Below are 22,573 nucleotides of genomic sequence, written 5' to 3' on the forward strand. Positions count from 1 at the left end.
CTGGCCTTCTACGGCATGTCGACCTTCGAAGGGCCGATGATGGCGATCAAAACGGTCAACGCCCTCTCTCACTACACTGACTGGACCATCGGCCACGTTCACGCCGGCGCCCTCGGTTGGGTGGCAATGATCACCTTCGGCGCCATCTACCACATGGTCCCGAAAGTCTTCGGACGTTTACAGATGCACAGCGTGCCGCTGATCAACCTGCACTTCTGGCTGGCGACCATTGGCACCGTGCTGTACATCGCCTCGATGTGGGTCAACGGCATCACCCAGGGTTTGATGTGGCGCGCGATCAATGACGACGGCACGCTGACCTATTCGTTCGTCGAGGCGTTGCAGGCCAGCCATCCGGGGTTCATCGTGCGGTTTGTCGGCGGGGTGTTCTTCCTCAGCGGCATGCTGCTGATGGCCTACAACGTGTGGCGTACAGTGCGGGTTGCAGACGTGAAGATGGCTGAACTTGAAGCACAGTTCGCCTGAGGCAAGGAGCCTGACATGATCGAGATCGCGTTGAATCTATTGGGTGTGTCGGGGCTGTGGCTGGCGGTCGAGTACTGCCTGAAACACCAGACGGCCGAGAGCCTGGAGGATGCCAGCCTGATACCGTTTGCCGATGATCCAGAAGTGGCGCGGCGGGTGGAATTGGCCACCGGCAAGACCGTGAAGGCGGTGGCGCCGGAAGAGGCGAAGCCAGGCTGGGGCAACCTCGAGGTTTGATGATCGTTCCCACGCTTGATGATTGATGATCGTTCCCACGCTCCGCGTGGGAATGCAGCCCGGGACGCTCCGCGTCCCATTGGAACGCGGAGCGTCCCTTGAGGCATTCCCACGCAGAGCGTGGGAACGATCATCGCTTCAGTTGCGCTCGCGAGGAATCAGGCCCTGCAGTTGCTGCGCCAGGAAATTCGCATCAAAGGCAAAGATGTCCGGGTCTTTCAGGCCATTGGTCTTGCGCCATTGCCAGGCGCTGGACGGTGGCAGGCACACCAGCGAAATGCTGCCATAGCGCGCCGCGGTCAATCCCATCACCGCCAGGGAAATCTGCCCGCCCACGCCCATCACATCCGGCACAAACTCCACCGGTTTGCCGGCGATGACGATGCTCAGTTTCTCGGTCTTGAACGTCGACGTCTCCACCGGCACGCTCGGCCCGGACGCGACATACGCCTCGCGGCTCACTTCCAGCAGGTTCGGCGCCAACACCGGTGCCAGCCACTGCTGGATCTGATCGAACAACTCCCCAATGCGCGTCGCCCACACGGCCGATTGCGCTTCGAACAGTTGCTTTTTGTGCGCTTCGCTTTCTGCGTAGTGGCGAAGCATCTCGCCCAGTTGCTGTACGTCGTCCATTGCGGTGTTCCTTTGGTTGAAGCGGTGCTGCGGACTTTGAGCATGGCAGATGCCGGCCGCTCGCGTGCGGCAAAGGTGCGAACGGTTACCTGAACTCGACTCAAATCTTGGTTGGAGGCCGCAGCCGCGCCATGCTCAGCGTATCCACCCATTGCCCGTCACGCACTGCGTAATCGCGAAACAGGCCTTCGGTTTCAAAGCCAAACTTGCGGTAGAGGCCAATGGCCGCTTCATTGTCGGCGTACACCGTCAATTCGACCCGATGCAGATTCATCCAGTTGTCGGCGATGTCCAGCACCGCCGCCAGCAGTTTCGAACCGACGCCTTTACCCTGCCACGCTGCAGCGACGCCCATGCCAACACTGCCGGCGTGGCTGCGGCGAATCCGTGAGTATTGTTCCAGGCCGATGTTGCCGATCACCGAGCCCTGATGCAGCGCCACCAACTGCACCACTCGCTCGTTATCCGGCGCCAGGCGTTTGCGCCAGACCTCGGTGGACTGAAACGGCATTTGCAGCACCTGACGGGTGATGGCCGGGTCGTTGTAGAGCGCGGTGATGCCGTCGATGTGGGATTCGTTGAAGCGTTCGAGGTGAATGGCAGGGTCGTGGTTGGGCATGGCGGGTTCGTCCTTGATCGAGATGTGGCCGAACACTCTAAACCGCACGCCCACTGTGTGGCGACAGCCATTGCGGATGCGCCCCCCGGCCATGTCTACTGCGCAACCACTCGTCGCAACTATCAGATCTGACAGTAGCTAGCGCTTCCATCGCCGTTATTTCATGGCATCTCCAAAACAGCCCTTACAGGAGTTACCGCCATGACCACCCCCGAATCTTCCGAAAACCTCACTCGCGCCCTGGAGCTGATACCAAAGATCACCTCGGTGAGGGACGCCAAAGGTGTTGAGATCCCTAACGGAGCAATCACCAAGGATAAGACCGTCACGCTCTTTGGTACCGCCATGGAGAAGCAGAGTGTCGATATTTTTGATGGCACGACCTCAAAAGGGGTTGCAACCGCCGATAGCAATGGTGAATGGGCCCTTACGGTGATGGGGCTGTCGGTAGGCAATCATATTTGCACGGCCAGAGCGCGTTATGGCAATGGGCAAGTGTCGGCTGCGCGAACCTTCACCGTGACCAGTTAAAACTGATTGCTTGCTCCCGCTGGCCGCAAAGCGCCTCCAATCCCTGAGTACCCGGTTTATCTGATACACCGAGTCGAAGGGTTCTGGGGTTACCGCAACCCAACAGGGGCAAGCCCCAATGCCGGTAAGTTAAGAGCGCAAACTTGTGTGCGAGCTTGCTCATCACAAATGAGCGGGGGTCAGTCGAGGAGCACCGGTTGACTGCCCTGCCCTCACTCCCTATCCTCGCGCCTGTCACGACTCATTCGTGATCGGGTTTGACGGCCCGCATTTTCTTACGACGCGCATAGCCTTTCTCTGCTCGAGCACGCTTGTGCCCGCTGCATTTCTTTATGGCGACTGTGCGCGGGGCACCTTCGGGTGCGCCGGTGTTCGTGAGAGCCGGTCCGTCAACCCACGCACAGTTGCCACCCAATTTCGTTTGACGGCGATTTTCGTGGCAGCTCTTTTGAATCTCACGGAGCTTCAACCATGACGGAACCAACCACAAAATCCACCCCCTTCGCCCGCTGCGACCATACCGACCACCACCTCTTCGCCGTCCAACCCGGCATCCCGCTGCTCGACGCCCTGGAACACGCCTCGGTCTACCTCAGCTGCGCCGAAGCCCTCGCCCATCAAGCCCCCACCGCCACCCGCCCGGAACACAGCGCTTCGCTGCGCTGGGCCAGCCAGCAGATGCTCGGCACCGCGCGGTCGCTGGTGCAGGCCTCCATCGACGGTTTGCACAGTGCGCAAGCAGGCGGTGAAGCATGAATCCGCACATGCCGATGACTCACAATGAGGGTGATACTCCAGTGTTGCTGGTCGCCACCCAGACGCCGCTGGATCTGCTGCACCGCAGTGCCGCCAGTCGCTTTCTGGCGGTGACGCAGATGATGGAAAGCCTGGCCAACCTCGACATCACCCGCGCCAGTGGCGCCGACGTGCAGCAACTGGCGCAGGCGGCGGCGATGTTGTTACGCGATGGCTGTGATGTGATGGATGTGCTGGGGCGGCGGATTCGGGCGCGGGTCTGACGAAAGCAAAATCAAAAGATCGCAGCCTTCGGCAGCTCAGGGGTTGTGTGAACCCGTCATTGCGCGGGTGTACGCAACCTCTGTAGGAGCTGGCGAAGCCTGCGATTTTTTGATGTTACAAGGCTACTCAAACCACTCCCGCCGCTCATTGAAGGTGTTGTGGATCAGCTCGACGATCCCCTGCACCGCGACCTCATGCCGAGAGTCGGCATTGACCGCCATCCACACCTGGCGTTGCATCGGTTGGTTGAACAGCCCAGGCAACGCCAGCAGCCCTCGATCGAATCGGCTCATGTAGTGCGGCAGCAAACCGATGCAGGCGCTGCAACGGATCATCTCCAGCATCAGCTCATAGGAATGCAGCTGCACCACCCCCGCCAGACGCTGCTCCACCAAGCTGTTCCATGGTCGAAAGTTGTCGACATGGCGGTCATGCTGCCATTGCACCAGCATGAAATCGGCCAGATCGCCCAGGCTGTCCGGGCGGGCCGCGACTCGTGAGTAGCGTTTGGCGATGTGCGGCAGATAGTCCAGCCGTGCCAGACGCTGGGGTTCGCTGATGGCGAAACTGGGGCCGGGCGATGGCGAATCGGTGCCCGCCAGCCACACCACCACATCGGCGCTGATCGCCCGCAGGGATAATTCACTGTCCAGGGAAATGATGTCCAGGCGCACACTGGCGTTGCGCCGCAGCAGCGAGACCAGGTCGCGACCGAGGATGTCGTGCAGGATCGACTCGGCCACGGCCAGACGAATCAGGGGCTGTTCGATCACCGGCAAGTCGCGTTCACGGGCCAAAGCCATCAACTGCGCCTGAAGCTGCAATCCGTCGCGACTGAGGGCAAAACCAGTGCCCGAATGGCTGAACAGCGAACACTGCAGTTGCGCTTCAAGTTGCGCCAATTGTTTACGCAACCGGGTCGACTTGATGTTGAGGCTGCGGGCCGCTTGCATGAAACAGCCGCAACGGGCGCTGACCCGGAAAGACTGCAACAGCACCGGATCGACGCCGGCTACCCGTGAATACGAGAATTTGTTGTGTTCTACGGGCCTGCGGTACTCGGCCACGTTCTGACGCCCGGTAAGTTCCATGAATGACATTAATGACTCCCTGTCGATCTGTCCTTGAGCGTTTCATCCTGCTGAGCGTTCATGAAGCTGATGTGACAACCGGGCAAAAACCCCATCAAACCATTAATCAGTTGCTGGGCGTTTGCCGAAAACTCACCGCCAGCCGGTTCCAGCTATTGATAGTGCTCACGGCCATCGTCAGGTCGACCAGTTCGCCTTCGCTGAACTGCTCCCGGGCCACGGCGTAAACATCGTCTGGCACGTGGCTTTGCGCGAGCAGGGTCACCGCTTCGGTCCAGGCCAGGGCCGCCCGCTCCCGAGGGCTGAAGAAGCCGCTGTCGCGCCAGACCACGATCGCATACAGCCGCCGATCGCTCTCGCCGAAGCGGCGCGCGTCCACCGAGTGCATGTCGGTGCAGAAGGCGCAGCCATTGAGCTGCGAGGCACGGATTTTGATCAGGTTCAACAAGGCGGGTTCGATGCTCAGGTTGCTGGTCAAGGCCTCCATGGCGATCATCGCTTTCATCGCTTTGGGCGAGGCGCTGTAGTAATCCAGACGGGGGTTCATGGTCGGGCCTCGTGGAGCGGATCGGTGCCTCCACAGTAGGCGCTGATTCATGGGTGTTACAGAGCCAATTCAGCGAAAAAGCCATGGACCGCCCGGCATCAGGCCAATCGCGGTTTTTTCGCCCACGCAACTTCTGCGCAGCCGTTCATGCGGGTAATCTGGCGCGACGCACAGTCGCCTCAGCCACCCCAGGAGCCCCGCCGGTATGGAACTTCATGTTGTCATCAACGGCCGCAAGGACCTGACGGGCCAGTTGTACCGGCAACTGCGCAGCGCCATCGAATCCGGCCGCCTGGCAGCTGGGACGCAGCTGCCGCCCAGCCGCTTGCTGGCCGAACAACTGGGGATTTCGCGCAAGACCATTTCCGACACGTACGCGCAACTGACCTATGAGAACTTCCTCACCGGGGTGATCGGCAAAGGCACGTACGTCAATGCCCGGCCGGCGAAAATCGTCCGCAAACAGAGCCATTCGGAGTTAGCCAGCTTTGATGTCATCGAGAGCTGGCGCAGCCTGCCGATGTACTTGCGTCACCCGACACTGGAAGGCTCGCTGCGTTACGATTTCATCGGTGGCGCCACTGGCAAAGGCCAGTTCCCGCAGGACGACTGGCGCCGCTGCACCTCCCACGCTTTGCGTCAGATCGCCGGTTCCAAAGGTTTCTACAGCCTGCCCGAAGGCCTGCCAGCCCTGCGCAATGCGATTGCCCGGCACATCGCGTTTTCCCGCGGGGTCAATTGCCAGGACGAAGACGTGGTGGTGTGCAACGGCGCGCAGCAGGCGCTGGACCTGATTTCCCGGGTATTGACCCAGCCGGGCAGCCTCGTGGCCATGGAAGATCCCGGTTACCCGCCGGCGCGCCTGTTGTTCGCGAGCCATGGCGCGACGGTGATCGGTGTGCCGGTGGATGCGCAAGGCATTCAGGTCGAACACATTCCCGATGGCACCCGGCTGATTTACGTCACCCCGTCCCACCAGTTCCCCTTGGGCATGCCCATGAGCCAGGCCCGTCGCGAAGCCCTGCTCGAGCGCGCCCACGAACTGGGGGCGATTATCATCGAAGACGATTACGACAGCGAATTCCGCTATGAAGGCCGGCCCACCGACTCGCTGCAAAGCCTGGATGAGCGCGGCATCGTCGCCTACGTCGGCACGTTCTCGAAAACCCTGTTGCCGGAGCTGCGGCTCGGCTACGCGATTTTGCCGCCTGCGATTCTCGAAGCGGTGATCCGCGCCAAACAACTCACCGATATGCACACATCGACCCTGCCCCAATGGGCGCTGGCCAAGTTCATCGCCGAAGGCTGTCTGCTCAAGCACATTCGCCGCTGCCATACGATCTACGCCGGGCGCCGTGAACGGATCCTGGCGCGCATGGCGGGCGACCTTTCGCCGTGGTTCGAGGCGGTGCCGACCACGGCCGGGTTTCACATGGCGGTGCTGTGCAAGGTGCCGGTCGATATTCCATTGGTGATCGAACTGGCGAAAAAAGTCGAAGTGGGGCTCTATGCCCTGGACGGCTTCTTTTACCAGCAAGCGCCACGGGCCGGGCTTTTCCTGGGGTTTGGGGCGATCGAAACCCTGGACATCGACATCGCCCTGGACCGTTTGCGGGACATTTTGCAGCAGGTCGGCTGAGGGATTGGTCTGCGGCTTTATCGGGCGATTGGCTATTGGCGGTCCAGGGGTGCAGGCCTATCCTGATTACGCGTGATCCCTCAATGAGCAGGATTCGTCCGGCCTGATTCAGGAGTGTGAGCAATGTCCAACGAAGTGTTCAACACCGTAAAAGTGCAGGCCGCCCCCGGCTGCTCGGACGAACTGGGCAAGCAACTGCAAAAGATTGTCGACACCCTGCGCGAACTGCCGGGCTGTGATTCCTATATGGTCGACCGCTGCCCCGAGGACGACACCCGCTGGACGGTCAGCGCCCGCTGGCAATCGGAAGCGGCCATGCAAGCGCATTTCAACCGCCCCGAAGTGCAAGGCTTTATCGGCCTGATCGACAGCCAACTGGCCAACGCCGTCGACTTCAACAGCTTTCCGATCGTCTAAAACAACATCTCTCTGACTGACTGATCGTTCCCACGCTCTGCGTGGGAACGCAGCCAGGGGCACTCCGCGCCCCCAAATGCGGACGCAGAGCGTCCGGTGAGGCATTCCCACGCAGAGCATGGGAACGATCAATGCAGACCTTCTTGATTGGTCCCCTCACCTTCCGGAAAATTGGCCGTTTGATTGCCCGATAGCGCGGCTTACTGTGGTCCCTGACGACTCACCACCATAGGTAATCAACCATGAATGCACTTCGTTTTTTTGCCGCCTCTCTCACCGCCCTGGCCCTGAGCATCTCAGCCTCGGCATTCGCCGACAAAACCGCCTCCCCTTCGGAAAAAGTCACCATCCTGCAGGACCAGATGCTGAAAAACGCACCCGGCAAAAAAGCCTTGATGATCGAAGTCGATTACGAGCCGGGGCAATCGTCCATCGCCCACAAACACCAGGGCACGGCCATGGCCTACGTGTTGTCGGGGGAGATCATTTCTCAAGTCAAAGGTGAAAAAGCGATTACCTACAAGGCCGGCGAGTTCTGGTACGAACCGGCCGGCTCGGAACATCTGGTCTCGAAAAATGCCAGCACCACAAAGCCTGCCAAGCTGTTGGTGTTCATGGTGTTGGCCCCGGATGAGAAGGTGTTGATTCCTTTGGAGAACTGATGGCTGAGGCGATGCTGATGCCCCGTCGCGAGCAGGCTCGCTTCCACATTAATTTTGCGGTGCAATCTCAAGCAAATCTCAGTGTCCGCCTGGGATATGATCACTCTTACGACGTTTAAAGGGCTGTCAAATTCACACCCTGCTGGCCCCCCAGGTGTGCCAGCGTTTGTCTTTGGCCAACGCCTGAAGGAATCGCTATGTCTCTGGTGAAATAAGGAAGTTATATGAACAACATGAATACGATGAAGCTGATGCTTGCGCTGCTGGCCAGCACGACCGGTTACTCTGCACTGGCCGCAGAGAAAACCTTTCCGCTGAACGCCTTCAGCAGCGTTGAAGTCCGACAGGGTATAAACCTGTCCATCAAATGCGCTGCAACGTCTTCCATGGTGGTCTCAGGCTCTGCGGGTACGTTGGATAAGCTCCAGGTGACCACGAACAATCAGGCGTTATTGCTCGTCAATGACGCAGCGGAAAATGATCGCTTCGTCTCCCATTCCCTGGATATCACGCTGTATACCAGCAAGCCACTGACGGGGCTGACAGGGAAAGCAGGGATAAAAATCGTGGCACCTGCGTGTGCCGTCGATCAGTCCAAACTGACGGTGGCAGGCAGCATGGGCACTGACATCCAGATCGAGGGTAAGACGGGTGAGCTGGTCCTTGATCTGGCAATGGGCGGCACCTTCAACAAAAAACCGCTGCCCTTCACTGCGCAAGTGGCGAATGTGCGCATGAGCATGGGGGCGGAATCATCCCTGTGCCATATTCCACGGATCAACGGCAGCCTGTCCGCCGGCGCACGGATGTCTGTCAGCCCTTCCGCTCAGGTCGATACCGGCGCCACGGGCTCTTTCGCCAGCGAAATTTCAACCTCTGACTGTTCATAACCGGTAGGTGCAAACAGACCAATCTCAGTTAGATGGCAGCCAAGCTGCCATTGAACAGACTGTCTTTGCCTTCGATCAACTCAGGGGATTGCAGCGGTAAATTGATGGTGACTTTGCAACCGGTCTGCTCATGGCGATTTTCCAGAGACAAGTAGCCGCCGTGGCTTTCGGCAATTTGTCGGCACAAGATCAGGCCGATGCCGGTGCCATTGGGTTTGGTGGTATAGAAAGGTACAAACAGATTTTTCGGGTTAGTCAGCCCCACCCCACGATCAAGGATGGTGATCAATAAGCGCCCCTTCTCCTCGGCCCACTCGATATCAATACTGTCAGCGCTGCTGCCCATCGACTCATCGGCATTTTTGATCAGGTTGATCAACAACTGATGGATCTGTACCCGATCGAGGCTGGCCATCAGCGGACGCGGCCCGTTCAGGGTAATCACACGGTGGGAGAACAGCAGCGGCAACTCGGCCACCAGGGCAGTCAAATCCACCCGTTCCTTCAGCGCGGGCGCCAGTTTGCTCAACTGCCTGTAGCTGCTGATAAACGCGATCAGCTCGCGTGCCCGCCGATTAATCAGATCGATGCCCTCGGTAAAACCGGGAGGCAGATTGTCAGAATGATGTCGGTAATGTTGTTGCAACATTTGGCTGATGGACGCGATGGGGCTGAGGGAGTTGTTGATTTCGTGGCTTATCACACGCAACAAATCTTGCCAGGCCTTCTGTTCTTCCTGACGCAGCATTTCGTCAACATCACTGACAAACAGGAGCACGTTCTGGACACCGTCCACCATGTACGTGTCACTGGTCACTTTGTAACGACCCGGTCGCCCTTCAAAGTCGGACACGACGGGATGCTCTGTGTTGGCATTGTGCAAAAGATTGTCCAGCTGCCAGCGACTGGCCGTATCGCCAATCAGCTTTTCCAGCGATGTTCCCAACATGCGGGAAGCTGCGCTATTACACCAGATCAGGCGATGGTTGCCGTCCAAGGCAAAGATGGCAACGGTGATATTGGAGATCACTTTTTGCAGCAGAAAATCCATCTCGCGCTGCTGTTGGCGATGGCGTGACAATTGACTGGAAATATCATTGATTTGCTCAATGACCCCCTCAAAAGCCCCTGCCCCATTGCTCACCCCGCGCAGGCTGAAATCTTCCTGCTCAACCGCTTCCAGCAAGTTGGAGATGACGTTTATTTTGTAAATCAATTGCTGAAAAAAGTGATAGCAGAAATAGACCATCGTCATGCAAAGGACAAACAGGGTGAAAAACTTAAGGTAAATGGACTGGTGCGGAAAAAGCCAAAGCAACAGGTAAGCAATAATTCCGCCTACCGGCGCCAGGCTGCACAGCAGCAGATGACGTACTTCAAATGAATGGAAAAGCTTACTCATGGCAAACTTTTAGTTTCTCAAGCCGGCGATAAAAAGCACTGCGGCTGAGCCCCAGCGATTCCGCAGCCTTGACCGCATTGCCGTCATATTGACGCAGGCGCTGTAATAGTAAGGTCTCTTCGGCTTCGGCCAGCGTGCACACGGCTGTCGATCCCGGCGACGAGTCAGTGACCGGACGCACCGCACTCTGAGATGACACCGAAAACGGCAGGCAGAGGTCTTCCAGATCAATCACATTGGCGCGACACAGCAACACGGCGCGTTCCAACAGGTGGCTAAGCTCTCGAATATTTCCCGGCCATGAATAATCAAGCAGCCCTTGGCGTGCCTGGGGCAATAATACTGGCCGGGGCTTGTTGTATTTACGCGCAAAACGTTTGAGGAAGCGCTCAGTCAGCGGCTCGATATCTTCCAGCCGTTCGCGAAGCGGCGGCAGCTGGATTTGAATCAGGTTCATGCGGTACAGCAGATCCTGACGGAACCGCCCCTCTGCCACGGCCTTGTCCAGGTCGGAATTGGTGGCGGCGATGATCCTGCATTGAGTGGTCTGGGTACGCGAAGATCCGACGCGCTCAAACTGCCGCTCTTCCAGCACCCGTAACAGTTTCACTTGCTGTGTCAGGGGCAAGTTACCGATTTCATCGAGGAACAGCGTCCCCTTGTCCGCCAATTCAAAGCGGCCGATACGGTTTTCCCGCGCGTCGGTAAAGGCGCCTTTTACGTGGCCAAACATCTCGCTTTCAAATAGCTGCTCGTTAATACACCCCATATTCACTTCGACGATACTGTGTTCGGAGCGCGAGGAAATCTGGTGGATATAACGCGCGAGCAGGCTTTTACCGGTGCCATTTTCTCCCAGGATCAGAACGCTGGTATCGGTCACCGCCACCTTTTCCACCAGGCTGATCAGGCGTTTCATCGCCGGTGAGCGGACAACCCATTCGCTGTCCATATCATCTTCGAGCGCCAGTTTGAGCAGCTTGTTTTCTTCGCGCAGGCAATTGCCTGAACGACGCGCCTGACTCATGGTAATTTGCTGCTCAACGATGCTCAGCAAACGCTCATTATCCCAAGGCTTTTGAATAAAATCGGCCGCCCCACCCCGCATGGCGTTGACAATGATGTCGACGCTTCCCCACCCCGTCATCGCGACAGCCGGCAAGCAATCATCGAACTTCTTCATCTCGGCCAGCAACTGCAACCCTTCCATGCCTGACGTGGTGTCTTTCTGAAAGTTCATGTCCATCAATACCAGATCAACAGGCTTGGCGGACAAATGTGCAAACAGGCGATCGGCCTGGGTTTCCAGGGTCACGTCGTACCCTTGCATGCGCAACAAGATATCGAGGCTGGTCAGGATTCCCGCGTCATCGTCTATAACAAGGATGTGTTTTTTATCGTTCATTTCAAGCATCCAGCTTGGAGCGCCGTGCCCGGAGAGCACGGCGGTCGTTTATTCATAACGAATCGCGTCGGCGGGCGACATATTGGTTGCCCGTCGGGAAGGAAGCCAGACCGCCAGCGCCACAACCAGCGTAATCATCAGCGCCACCATCCAGAACAGGAGCACAAAAGGAGTGTTTCCGTTACCCAGAACGCGCGTCAGTTTGGGAGCAACAAAGAATGCCAGAGGCAAGCCGATGATAAGGCCGATCAATAACTGCTTGCCGCCCTGGATCATAAGCATACGTAACAAATTACTTTCAGTGGCTCCCATGGCCATCCGTAAGCCAATCTCCTGGGTACGCTGATTAATCAAGTTGCACATCACCGCATAAATACCCGTTGCAGCCAATATCATCGCCACCAGGCCGAACAACATGAAAAGATTGGCAATAAAATGCAAGCCAGCGGTATTACGGGCCAAGCGTTCATTCAACGTCTGGATCTGATTGACGGAGAGATTGCTGTCCACCTGACGGACCGCATTGATCAGAGCGGGCCCGACCGTTTCAGGACGCGGGGATCGCAGCACCAGCATCAATGAGGACGCGGGTTGCTGCTCCAAAGAGCGGTACACCGTGGCGCGGTGACGGAATGTGCTGAAAGGCCGCCCATGAATAACGCTGGGCACCACGCCTACTACGTTGTACCAGCGCTGGTCATCGGTATCGCGAAAACGCAGGCGCTTGCCAATCACATCACGCTCTCCCGGCCAGAACTGTTCGGCAAAGGACTGGCTGACGACGACCACCTGTTGTGAGTCCTGAGTATCGCCGTGGGCGAATTCCCTGCCCGCCATGGGGGTAATACCCATCGCCGACAGGCTACCCGGCATGACCTGCACATCATTGACCATCGGGTAAGACCAGCGCTCGTTCCTGTTGTTGGTCGACGAGTCTACATCCACCTGGCGCGGCACGGTGAACTGGCCCACGGCACTGGTGGTCAATGCTGCGCTTTCAACCCCGGGAATCGCAGCAGCAGCGTCCTGCAGGCGCTGGTAAAACAGGATGCGGCTTGCATCATCAGGGTAATTATTAGCGTTGAGGTGGATTTGCGCGGTCAGGTAGTTACTGGTGTCGACACCGTAATCAGCGCGGGTCGCCTGGTAGACCAATAATGCGAACAGCGCACTGATACACAGGATTAAGCAGGAGAGCCCCACTTCAAAGATAACCAGGATCCGCGAAACCCGACCTGCGCCACGGCTCTGCGCGCCACGGGTGCCATCACGCAGCACATCATTGAAATTGCCACGGACGATTTTCCAGGCCGGCAATGCACTGGTGAGCACAGCCGTGATGATCACCAGGACAAGGGCATTGAGGACCAACACATTATCGAGTGACAGCTGCCACCAGAAAGGGATTTTATTGGGTACGAAACCAGGCAGTATCGTGTTGGTTATCTCCAGCCCCCATGCAGCCAGCAGGACCGCCACTGCACCGGACAAAAAACAGATAAATAAGCTTTCCAGCATCATTTGCATGACCAGGCGGCCTGCGGGAGATCCCAGCGCGACCCGGATCGCGATCTCTTTGGAACGCTCGGTCGTTCTTGCCAACAATAGATTTCCGACGTTACAGCAAGCCAATAGCAGCACAAAACTGACGGCAAGCATCATGACGATAAAGATCGGCATGGTCTCCTCCCCCATGAAGTTTTCCTGGAACGTCAGTACTTGGGCGGTAAGCCCTTTATTACTTTCCGGGTGCTCCAGCGCCAGTGACTGCATCACTCTATTGAGGTCGCGGTTGGCATCCTCAAGGGTTGCACCGGGCTTCAAGCGCGCATACACGGACACTTCCGGAGCGCCTTTACGCACCAGGTACTGCGAAGGCTCAAGCTGTGAAGGCAGCCACAGGTCATGGAAGAAGGGGAAGGCAAAATTTTGCGGCATGATGCCGACGATACGGGCAGGTATGCCGTTGATCCTGATATCGCGGCCAATGAGTTGCGCATCGGAAGCAAAGTAGTTCTGCCACATTGCGTAGCTGATCACCGCGACAGGCTCGGCCCCTGACCGAACATCTTCCTGATTCAGCACACGCCCTCGAAATGGCTGAACAGCTGCATAAGAGAACATTTGCGCGGTGTTTCTGATGGCCATATAGGAAACGGCCTTGCTGCCATCACTGAGATCCGCGCGCTCGGCGTAGAAATAACCCATATCCTCAAGCTGGGTAGAGCGCGCCTTGATATCGCTATAGTCCATGAAGTTCAGCCCGGAATCGCTCAGGCTGACACCATTGACGGTCGGATTGACCAGCACCATGCTTTTTCCGTCCGGGTAAGGAAGCGGAGTGAACATAATGGTATTGATCACCGAAAACATATACAGGGTCAGCGCCAGTCCACAGGACATGATCAGCACGGTGACAAAAGTGAAGCTGGGGCTTTTCAGGAGCAACCGCAAGGCATAACGAATGTCAAAAAGCACCTTATGCTTCCTTCACCAAGGTCAATTGCCGAGCCGGTTCCCCATCGCCGACAACCTTTCCGTCAGACAGGACAATACTGCGCTGGGCACGCTCAGCCGAGCGAGGATCGTGGGTCACGATGCAGATCGTGGCACCTTCCTGATGCAACGTATCGAGGATATTCAACACCGCTTCGGCGTTGTGCGAATCCAGGTTACCGGTGGGTTCGTCCGCAAGCAGGATAGATGGATTACCGACAATGGCCCGGGCCACCGCGACGCGCTGCTGCTGCCCGCCGGAGAGTTGTGAAGGATAGTGACGGCTACGGTGGGACATATTGACCTTGGCCAGGGCCTCGGCGACCCGCTGGTGCCGTTCAGGCTTGGAAATGTCGCTGCGGTAGGTCAGTGGCAGTGCGACATTTTCTTCAATGGTTAAATCGCTGATGAGGTTGAACGACTGAAAGATGAAGCCGATGTCTCGATTACGCACCTGCGCCCGCTGTTTTTTGGAGATATTTTCGACCTTGTGGCCGGCCAACTGATAAGTGCCGCTCGACGCCGTATCCAGCAGCCCCAGGACTGAGAGCAGCGTCGATTTCCCACAACCTGAGGGCCCCGATATGGCCACGTACTCGCCCTTGGAAATGGTGAGTGTGATCTTGCTGAGCGCATGGGTTTCGATTTCATCGGTCAGGAAAATTTTGTTTACGTCAGTCAGTTCTACCAAAGGTTCCATCATTACTGTCTCCAGGGCATTGTTCCGTTAGCCGGCGCGAGCTGCATCAGTTGGCAATTTCAATCTGATCGGCACCCTGCCAGGCGGTGCTGTCACTGAGAATTATTTTGTCGCCAGCCTTGAGCCCGCTGGTGATCTGAATGTAGTCAGCAGAACCCTGCCCGAACGCCACTTTCATCTTGGTCGCTGAACGGTCTTTGTCATCCAGCCGGTAGAGCATAGAGGGCAAGTTATTCTGCGCGAACGGCGGGCGCTCGACATACAACGAATTATTGATTTTCGTCACCGCGATCAATCCATCGACACTCAGATCAGGACGTGCCTCCTGTGGCAGCGGCTGATTGAACGTCACATCCACCTTGACCGTTCCGTTAGTCACCGCAGGATCGACCCTGGATAACACCCCGGTAAACCGGCTGCGCCCTGTGTTGATCGTGACGGCCTGCCCGACCGCGAGATCGCGCGACTGCAATTCGGGCACTTTGAGCTCGGCATACAGCTCTTTCTCTTTGGCAAGTCGCGCAATATCACTGCCTACCGTTACCCGCTGTCCGACCTGGACCTTCACATCTTGCAAAATGCCATCTATCGGCGATTTAACCTTGAGCGAATCAACCTCCTGCTGATTCAAAGCAACCAGAGACTCCAATTTATTAAGGCGCATAAAGTTCGCCTTTATATCCGCCTCGACGCTGAGCTTAAGCGTCCTTAACCGTCGTTCTTCAAAACCGACCTGCTGAGTATACTGTTCAGTCAGAATGCGCGTGGTTTCATATTCCAGCCTTGGCACGGCCAAAATGTATTTTGTCTGGGCAGCAAGACGCAGTGTAGATGCAAGTAATCGACTCTTCGCGTCCATCATTAACGCCTCTTGATTGAGAATTTTATTTTGCAGTTCGGCATTTTTGGCCTCGGTTTCTGCTCGGCGTGCATTAAGTTCCAGCTGGCTCTCCTGAAGCCGCTGTTCGAGCGTCGGATTACTCATGACAACCAGCAACTCTCCCTTGCTGACTTTCATCCCCGCCTTATAAATGACCTCTTCCACCCGAGCGTCAACGTTCGCCGCCACCCAGTTGATGTCCCACGGTAAAAGCACTCCATTGCCACGTACCTCAACGGCGAAATCACCATACTTGACTTCCGCAAGCGTCACGCTGCTACGGGCAACCTGATAAGGCGAGAACCGATAGTTATAGATAATCAGCAACAGCACCAGAAAAAAGATGCCACCAGCAATGGCCTTACTGTGCTTTTTCAGTGGGCGCTTATTTCCCGGCTGCGGGATCGAGATATCCATGACAGTACCAATGTTAACAATTGGAATAATCAACAGCACATTCCATGCCAAAATAAAAAATGCATGCAACTATTTGATAGTTAAGCAATAAAAAAATACAAACAGCACGTGAACTACTTGATGTCAGTGACGGGGCATCTCATTTTCGGAACGACAGAAAAACGTGCATTCCTTATGAGCTGATGTCTATGGGCAAACCGCACAAAAATCAGCAATCCCAATAATGGGACGCAAGATAACAGCCTGCGAAAAAACTTTTCAAAAATGGGATTTCACTTTCCCTAAATCGAGAAACGCATAAAAAACACTTAACAAACAGCTATTTGAAGCCGCTAAAAATCTGGCATAGCAATTGCCTATTCATGAGTGAGTCAAAAGCCTATCCCAACAATAAAAAACCTTCGCCAATTGAGCGCTGCAGAACGGAGTCTGTATGTGGGATCTTAAAATCTCGAATGCTGAAAAGACCCTCTTTACACAAAAAATAAAGGACGACCTGTATAAACGTCATTTTGAGACCCATGGCAAACATGCACATACAGAAAAAGCGCTGTGCATTGTCACAGTGATAACCTACATCGTAGAGAATATTTCAGAGGAGATTACCTTGGACGACCTGGAAAAAATCTGTGGTAAAACCCGATTTGATATTTGTCGAATGTTCAACCTGTTTTACGACGTAACACCGATAAAGTGGATATGGAGAGTCCGACTGGCGCTGGCAAAGGCGTTTATTCATCTGGCCCCGGAATGGTCATTAACCGATATCAGCTACGCCTGCGGTTTTTCCTCCCTGCCGCATTTCTCTCGAAGCTTCAGTAAGACCTATAATGAAACACCGCTAAAACTCAAACAATACGTAATGAAGTCGACCAGACAGAAAGCAAAGAAAGAATCTTCTGAGTATGACTTTATCTTTGGCGTGCAAAGAAATGTTTTCTCACGCAACATGCTGCTCAACAACATCAACTCATTACAATCAATAAAAATCAGCTGAATACGCACGAACTTCAGGTCGCTCGTACAATCGATAAGGAATCAAAAAAAAAGCCCCGTCTCTCTCAAGACGGGGCTTTTTCATTCAGCGCTCGATCAGGCGGCCGGCTCCAGCTCGGCGCCCGCAGTGCTGGTAGTTGCAGCGGCAGGCACCACCGCTTGACCACTCAACGCCACATCCAGCAGTTCGCGGTTGGCCACCGCGTACATGGCGTAGTCAGTGCCGCTGGCGGCACGGATTTCCACCAGCATGGCGCGCCAGCGTTCGATCATGCCTTCGTGCTGCTCCATCCACAGCTCCAGGCGTGTTTCCACGTCCTGGGTGCCGTCGCCCTGTTGCAGGACCGAGATGGTGATCGCACGTTGTTGCCAGTCGACGTCATCGCGGAACGCTTCACGGGCCAGGGCCTGCCAGTTGTTTTCAACCGGCAAGGCACTGATCTGTTGCAGGTACCAGGTGATGTCCAGCGCACTGCCCACGGCGAAGTAGGCCTTGGCCACATCTGCTGGGTCCTGGCCGGTCACGTCGGAGGCTTCGATGATCGGCAGCAGGGTGTACAGGTGCGTGGTGCCAGCCACCATGCGTGCCAGCAACTCCGGCACACCGGCTTCGACGTACGCCTGATAACGAGCCTGCCAGGTTTCGCGGATCTCGCCACTGAGCAGTTCGTCAAGCTTGAGGCCCAACTCCTTCAGGTGCGGACCGAAATGCGCGACGTCACGGGCGGCGTTCTGCTCGTTGCGGCGGGCACGCAGGAACCAGCGCGTGGCGCGACGGCCCAGACGCATCAGCTCGTCCATCAGCTCCAGTTGCACATCAGCGGAGACCAGGTAGTCCAGGGACTCGATCTGACGGAACCAGTGCGGGAGGTGGAAAATGTCACGCACGATCACATACGCACCGGCCACGTTCGCCGGGCTCATGCCGGTGGACTCTTTGAGTCGTTGAACGAAGGTGATGCCCATGTGGTTCACCAGATCGTTGGCGATCTGGGTGCTGACGATTTCGCGCTTCAGACGGTGACGGCGCATGGCGGCAGAGAACTTGCTGACCAGCGTCGGCGGGAAAGCGGTTTCCATGTCGCGGGTCAGATAGTCGTCGTCCGGCACCAGGGAGTTGAGCAACTGCTCCTTGAGGTCGATCTTGCTGTAGGAGATCAGCACCGACAGCTCGGCACGGGTCAGGCCATGGCCTGCCGCGACGCGCTCGTTGATCGCGTCTTCCGACGGCAGGAACTCGATGGCGCGATCCAGCTTGCCACGGGCTTCCAGATCGTTCATCAGGCGCTTGTATTCAGCGATCCGTGGCAAGGCACGACGGGCCGCCAGCGACAGTGCCTGAGTCTGCTTGTAGTTGTTACCCAACACCAGACCACCGACTTCGTCGGTCATGCTCGCCAGCAACAGGTTACGTTGCTTGTCGGTCATGTCACCGGCGTGCACGACTTCGTTGAGCAAGATCTTGATGTTCACTTCGTGGTCGGAGCAGTCCACGCCACCGGCGTTGTCGATGAAGTCGGTGTTGGAACCGCCACCATTGATTCCGAATTCGACGCGACCCAGTTGGGTCATGCCCAGGTTACCGCCCTCGCCCACGACTTTGCAGCGCAGTTCGTTGCCGTTCACGCGCAGTGCATCGTTGGCCTTGTCGCCGACATCGGCGTGGCTTTCGCTGCTGGCCTTGACGTACGTACCGATACCGCCGTTCCACAACAGGTCCACCGGTGCCTTGAGCAAGGCATTGAGCAGCTCGGTCGGGGTCAGCTTGTCGGCCTGAATGTCGAAGCGCTCTTGCATCTGCGGAGAAATCGCGATGCTTTTCGCGCTACGGGAGAAAATCCCGCCGCCTTCGGACATGATGCTGGTGTCGTAATCCGACCAGGCCGAACGCGGCAGGTCGAACAGGCGCTGACGCTCGGCGAAACTGCTGGCAGGTTCCGGGTTCGGGTCGATGAAGATGTGCAGGTGGTTGAATGCAGCGACCAGTTGCAGCTTGTCGGACATCAGCAAGCCGTTACCGAACACGTCACCGGCCATGTCGCCGACGCCCACCACGGTGATGCTGTCTTCCTGAACATTGATGCCGCGCTCGCGGAAGTGGCGTTGAACGCCGACCCACGCGCCTTTGGCGGTGATGCCCATTTTCTTGTGGTCGTAACCGGCCGAACCACCCGAGGCGAAGGCGTCGCCGAGCCAGAAGCCGTAGTCGATGGCGATGCCGTTGGCGATGTCGGAGAAGGTCGCAGTGCCCTTGTCCGCCGCCACTACCAGGTACGGGTCATCGTCGTCATGACGCACGACGTTGGCCGGCGGTACCAGCACGCCGTCCTTGAGGTTGTCGGTGATGTCCAACAGGCCCGAGATGAAGATGCGGTAGCAGGCGATACCCTCGGCCGCGATCTCGTCACGGCTGCCGCCCAGTGGCAGGCGACGCGGCAGGAAGCCGCCCTTCGCACCCACGGGCACGATGACCGAGTTCTTCACTTGTTGGGCTTTTACCAGGCCCAGGACTTCGGTGCGGAAGTCTTCTTCACGGTCGGACCAGCGCAGACCGCCGCGAGCCACATTGCCGAAGCGCAGGTGCACGCCTTCGACGCGCGGCGAGTAAACGAAGATTTCGAACTTCGGAACCGGCTTCGGCAGCTCTGGAATCTGGTGCGGGTTGAACTTGAAGCTGAAGTAGGACTTGTTCTGACCGTGCGCATCGGTCTGGTAGAAGTTGGTGCGCAGGGTCGCTTTGATCAGGTCCAGGTAACGACGCAGGATGCGGTCTTCGTTCAACACCTGGACATCGTCCAGAGCGCTCAGAATCGCGTGTTCCAGACGTTGTTGCTTGTCTTCCAGATCGTCACTGCCCAGCTTGCGCGCCAGGTAGAAACGGGTCTTGAACAACCGGGTCAACTCGCGAGCGATGTCGGTGTGGTTGTTCAGGGTGCTGGCGATGTAACCCAGGTCGAAGCCCAGACGGATCTGCTTCATGTAACGGGCGTAGGCACGCAGCAGCGCCACGTCGCGCCATGGCAGGCCGGCGGTCAGCACCAGACGGTTGAAGGCATCGTTCTCGGCATCGCCACGCACGATGTGGACGAAGGCGTCCTGCAAGGTGTCGTTGAGTTGCTGGATGTCGAGTTCCAGGCCTTCGGCGGCGGTGAATGCGAAGTCGTGGATCCAGAATTCGCGGCCGCTGTTGTGGCGCAGGCGATACGGGAATTCACCCAATACGCGCAGGCCGAGGTTTTCCAGGATCGGCAAGACGTCGGACAACGCCAGCGGGGTGTCGGCGTGATACAGCTTGCAGTGCAGCTGTTGTTTGCCGGCCTGGGTCAACGGCTGGTAGAAGCTCATCACCAGCGGATTTTTTTCGCTCAGGCTCAGCAGGTGCTGCATGTCGACCACTGCCGAGTGGGCGGCGAAACGCTCGCGGTAACCGGCCGGGAAGCCTTTCGGGAAGTCGGCCAGCACATTGGTGCCCTGGGCTTCGCCGAAGCTCTCGATGACCAGACTCGCGTAGTCGTCCTGCCAGCTGCGGCAGGCCTGCACCACTTCTTTTTCCAGCAGAACCGGATCGATGTCCAGACGGTTCTTCGGGTCGACCCGCAGAATCAGCTGCACACGGGCCAGCACGGACTCAGAGAAGAAGGTCCAGAACTCGCAGTCGGACGCTTTCAGGCGATCCATCAGCACTTGCTGGATCTTCTGACGCACTTCGGTGGAGTAGATGTCGCGCGGCACGTAAGCCAGGCAGTAGCAGAAACGGCCGTAAGGGTCTTTGCGCAGGAACACGCGGATCTTGTTGCGTTCCTGAATCTGCACGATCGACATCACGGTGGTGAACAGCTCGTCCACCGGGGTCTGGAACAGATCGTCGCGCGGCAGCACTTCAAGGACCTGGGCCAGTTCCTTGCCCAAGTGAGCCTTGGCCTGGAAGCCCGAACGCTTTTCGATCACCTCGACCTTGCGGCGGATGTAAGGAATGACCCGCACGCTTTCGCCATACACCGACGAGGTGTACAGGCCCATGAAGCGGCATTCCTTGATGACGTTGCCATTGGCATCGATCTGGCGGATCGACACGTAGTCCGGGTACGCCGGACGGTGGACACGGCTTGGGTGTGCCGCCTTGGCAAACGACAGCGGCGTCGGTTCGCGCAGGTAGTTCACGGCATAGTCTTCGATGCGCAGGTCATCGACGGTCAGGCCGGCGCGCAGCAGTCGGGTCAGGCCCAGGAACGAGTCCTGGTCATATTCGATGTAACCGCCTTTCTGATCCTCGCCAACCTGGAACTCTTCGTAGCCCAGGAAGGTGAAGTGGTTGTCCACCAACCATTCCAGGAAGCTCTTGATTTCGGATTTTTCGTCGGCGTCGACGATGAACTGGCTCTTATCGATGCCTTCGATCATCTCCTGGACCTTGGCTTTCATCGGTTCGAAATCGGCGACCGCGACGCGGACTTCACCGAGAACCTGCTCCAGCTCTTTGGTCAGGACATTCAATTCGGCCGTGTTGGCGCAACGGTCGATTTCCAGGTACATCAGCGATTCTTGCAGAATGCCTTCGCCCTGGGTGCCCTTGGGCAGGATTTCCAGCAACTCGTCCTTGCTGCCGCGACGCACGCTCAGCACGGTGGTTTGCAGGGTATGGATGCTGTAACCGCGACGGTTCAGCTCGGTACGCACCGAGTCCACCAGGAACGGCAGATCGTGGTGCAGCACTTCGACCGCGGTGTGGGTCGACTGCCAGCCGTGGCGTTCGTAATCGGGGTTGTAGACGCGCACTTGCGGATGCGCGTGATCGAAGCGCTCAAGCAGGCGCCACGCAGAAAGGGTGCAGCCGGCGAGGTCGGACAACCGACGCTGGGTCAGCTCGTCGAGGGAAATAATGCCGAAGAATTGTTCAGCGAACAGCGCCACTTGTGGCAGTGCCTGTTCACTGATGTGCTGCGCCAGTGCCGCTTGCAGTTGGTGCTGGAAGTCGGCTTTGCTGGCTGCGGTGAAGAACGCCATCTGTGGTACTCCGCTTGGGCTTGTTATTGATGGAAGCGTCGCGTGCAAAACCCCTTTCGGGGCAATCCGTCACCCTGTTCCTGATTCTCGGGCAGAGGAAACAGGACGACAGTTGGGTGAAGCTGGACGAGACACTCAGGTCACATTCACCTTCCATGAATGGGCATCTGCAAAACCGACTGTCGGGGCTACCATCGCAGCCATCGTCAATGCCTTTACGGGTGCTCATCCGTTGCGCAGCTTAACGAGTGCGGCAAGGGCCGTGCTTGCAGCGCTGCGACATATTCGGTCATCGGCACGTAACTGGCGGCATGTGCCTCGAACAACACTAGCAGTCGCGCAGGAAAATGGGGGGTTTATGCCCGGATTTACGGCACCTGCGTACCAGAAATGACTCGGAACGCATCGGATGTTCACGACACATCCTCTGACACTCAGCCGAGCAGAAATTCCCGGGGGCTGGCAGAATCACCCCTTATTACGTTCACCACGCTCGCCGAG

The 22,573-nt window shown here is 57.2% G+C and carries 20 protein-coding genes; 10 read left to right on the forward strand and 10 right to left on the reverse strand.

Features of this window, described 5'->3' with window-relative positions; translation table 11 throughout:
- Together HCU66_RS15075 and HCU66_RS15080 are read left to right on the forward strand one after the other, a co-directional pair.
- Window positions 1–486: cbb3-type cytochrome c oxidase subunit I (locus HCU66_RS15075; RefSeq protein WP_205889228.1), on the forward strand; the 486-nt coding region annotated here is incomplete at its 5' end.
- Window positions 487–501: 15 nt separating this feature from the next.
- Window positions 502–723 (forward strand): cbb3-type cytochrome c oxidase subunit 3, encoded by a 222-nt coding sequence (locus tag HCU66_RS15080; protein WP_205889229.1) that lies wholly within the window; start codon window positions 502–504, stop codon window positions 721–723.
- 138 nt (window positions 724–861) lie between these two features.
- Here HCU66_RS15080 and HCU66_RS15085 read toward each other — a convergent pair whose 3' ends face one another.
- Both HCU66_RS15085 and HCU66_RS15090 read right to left on the reverse strand, forming a co-directional pair.
- Entirely contained in the window at window positions 862–1,356 is a 495-nt protein-coding gene (locus tag HCU66_RS15085) for a hypothetical protein (protein WP_205889230.1), read from the reverse strand.
- 100 nt (window positions 1,357–1,456) lie between these two features.
- A complete protein-coding gene (locus HCU66_RS15090; RefSeq protein WP_205889231.1) occupies window positions 1,457–1,975 on the reverse strand; it encodes a GNAT family N-acetyltransferase in 519 nt (172 codons plus the stop codon).
- Window positions 1,976–2,176: 201 nt separating this feature from the next.
- Here HCU66_RS15090 and HCU66_RS15095 point away from each other — a divergent pair, with 201 nt between their 5' ends.
- The 3 genes from HCU66_RS15095 (at window position 2,177) to HCU66_RS15105 (ending at window position 3,525) form a co-directional block, all read left to right on the forward strand.
- Window positions 2,177–2,506: an Ig-like domain-containing protein gene (locus tag HCU66_RS15095; RefSeq protein WP_205889232.1), complete on the forward strand. Its 330-nt coding sequence runs from the start codon at window positions 2,177–2,179 to the stop codon at window positions 2,504–2,506.
- Window positions 2,507–2,977: 471 nt separating this feature from the next.
- Complete coding sequence (locus HCU66_RS15100; RefSeq protein WP_205889233.1) at window positions 2,978–3,262, forward strand: DUF3077 domain-containing protein; 285 nt, start codon at window positions 2,978–2,980, stop codon at window positions 3,260–3,262.
- Entirely contained in the window at window positions 3,259–3,525 is a 267-nt protein-coding gene (locus HCU66_RS15105; RefSeq protein ID WP_205889234.1) for a short-chain dehydrogenase, read from the forward strand. Before HCU66_RS15100 ends, HCU66_RS15105 begins: the two co-directional genes overlap by 4 nt.
- Before the next feature lie 123 nt (window positions 3,526–3,648).
- Here the strand turns inward: HCU66_RS15105 and HCU66_RS15110 are convergent, their stop codons facing one another.
- Both HCU66_RS15110 and HCU66_RS15115 read right to left on the reverse strand, forming a co-directional pair.
- The gene (locus tag HCU66_RS15110; protein ID WP_205889235.1) at window positions 3,649–4,626 is read right to left on the reverse strand and encodes a LysR family transcriptional regulator; all 978 of its coding nucleotides are present in this window, start codon (window positions 4,624–4,626) and stop codon (window positions 3,649–3,651) included.
- A gap of 97 nt (window positions 4,627–4,723) precedes the next feature.
- The gene (locus HCU66_RS15115) at window positions 4,724–5,164 is read right to left on the reverse strand and encodes a carboxymuconolactone decarboxylase family protein (RefSeq protein WP_205889236.1); all 441 of its coding nucleotides are present in this window, start codon (window positions 5,162–5,164) and stop codon (window positions 4,724–4,726) included.
- A gap of 205 nt (window positions 5,165–5,369) precedes the next feature.
- Here HCU66_RS15115 and pdxR point away from each other — a divergent pair, with 205 nt between their 5' ends.
- The 4 genes from pdxR to HCU66_RS15135 all read left to right on the forward strand — a co-directional run bounded on the left by pdxR (window position 5,370) and on the right by HCU66_RS15135 (window position 8,772).
- Window positions 5,370–6,803 carry a MocR-like pyridoxine biosynthesis transcription factor PdxR gene (gene pdxR, locus HCU66_RS15120; protein ID WP_205889237.1) on the forward strand — a complete coding sequence of 478 codons (1,434 nt, stop codon included), beginning with the start codon at window positions 5,370–5,372 and terminating at the stop codon, window positions 6,801–6,803.
- A gap of 123 nt (window positions 6,804–6,926) precedes the next feature.
- Window positions 6,927–7,220: a putative quinol monooxygenase gene (locus tag HCU66_RS15125; RefSeq protein ID WP_205889238.1), complete on the forward strand. Its 294-nt coding sequence runs from the start codon at window positions 6,927–6,929 to the stop codon at window positions 7,218–7,220.
- 242 nt (window positions 7,221–7,462) lie between these two features.
- On the forward strand, window positions 7,463–7,882 hold the full coding sequence (locus HCU66_RS15130) for a cupin domain-containing protein (RefSeq protein WP_205889239.1): 420 nt from the start codon (window positions 7,463–7,465) through the stop codon (window positions 7,880–7,882).
- A gap of 224 nt (window positions 7,883–8,106) precedes the next feature.
- A complete protein-coding gene (locus HCU66_RS15135) occupies window positions 8,107–8,772 on the forward strand; it encodes a GIN domain-containing protein (RefSeq protein WP_205889240.1) in 666 nt (221 codons plus the stop codon).
- Between the two features lie 28 nt (window positions 8,773–8,800).
- Here HCU66_RS15135 and HCU66_RS15140 read toward each other — a convergent pair whose 3' ends face one another.
- From HCU66_RS15140 to HCU66_RS15160, 5 genes are read right to left on the reverse strand one after another with little or no spacing between them, the layout of a single operon-like run.
- Window positions 8,801–10,174 carry a sensor histidine kinase gene (locus HCU66_RS15140; RefSeq protein ID WP_205889241.1) on the reverse strand — a complete coding sequence of 458 codons (1,374 nt, stop codon included), beginning with the start codon at window positions 10,172–10,174 and terminating at the stop codon, window positions 8,801–8,803.
- Complete coding sequence (locus HCU66_RS15145) at window positions 10,167–11,579, reverse strand: sigma-54-dependent transcriptional regulator (protein ID WP_205889242.1); 1,413 nt, start codon at window positions 11,577–11,579, stop codon at window positions 10,167–10,169. Before HCU66_RS15145 ends, HCU66_RS15140 begins: the two co-directional genes overlap by 8 nt.
- Window positions 11,580–11,627: 48 nt before the next feature.
- Window positions 11,628–14,057, reverse strand: coding sequence for an ADOP family duplicated permease (locus tag HCU66_RS15150; RefSeq protein ID WP_205889243.1), 2,430 nt, complete (start codon window positions 14,055–14,057; stop codon window positions 11,628–11,630).
- A gap of 1 nt (window position 14,058) precedes the next feature.
- Window positions 14,059–14,778, reverse strand: a complete 720-nt coding sequence (locus tag HCU66_RS15155; RefSeq protein WP_205889244.1) for an ABC transporter ATP-binding protein — start codon at window positions 14,776–14,778, stop codon at window positions 14,059–14,061.
- A gap of 43 nt (window positions 14,779–14,821) precedes the next feature.
- Window positions 14,822–16,111 (reverse strand): efflux RND transporter periplasmic adaptor subunit, encoded by a 1,290-nt coding sequence (locus tag HCU66_RS15160; protein WP_338136427.1) that lies wholly within the window; start codon window positions 16,109–16,111, stop codon window positions 14,822–14,824.
- A 394-nt stretch (window positions 16,112–16,505) separates the two neighbouring features.
- Between HCU66_RS15160 and HCU66_RS15165 the strand changes: the two genes are divergently transcribed.
- Window positions 16,506–17,069, forward strand: coding sequence for a helix-turn-helix transcriptional regulator (locus HCU66_RS15165; protein ID WP_205889246.1), 564 nt, complete (start codon window positions 16,506–16,508; stop codon window positions 17,067–17,069).
- A 95-nt stretch (window positions 17,070–17,164) separates the two neighbouring features.
- Here the strand turns inward: HCU66_RS15165 and HCU66_RS15170 are convergent, their stop codons facing one another.
- Entirely contained in the window at window positions 17,165–22,072 is a 4,908-nt protein-coding gene (locus HCU66_RS15170) for an NAD-glutamate dehydrogenase (RefSeq protein ID WP_205889247.1), read from the reverse strand.
- Between the last annotated feature and the right edge of the window lie 501 nt (window positions 22,073–22,573).

Origin of the sequence: Pseudomonas frederiksbergensis (assembly GCF_017114915.1) — a bacterium.
Classification (GTDB): Bacteria; Pseudomonadota; Gammaproteobacteria; order Pseudomonadales; family Pseudomonadaceae; genus Aquipseudomonas; species Aquipseudomonas frederiksbergensis_I.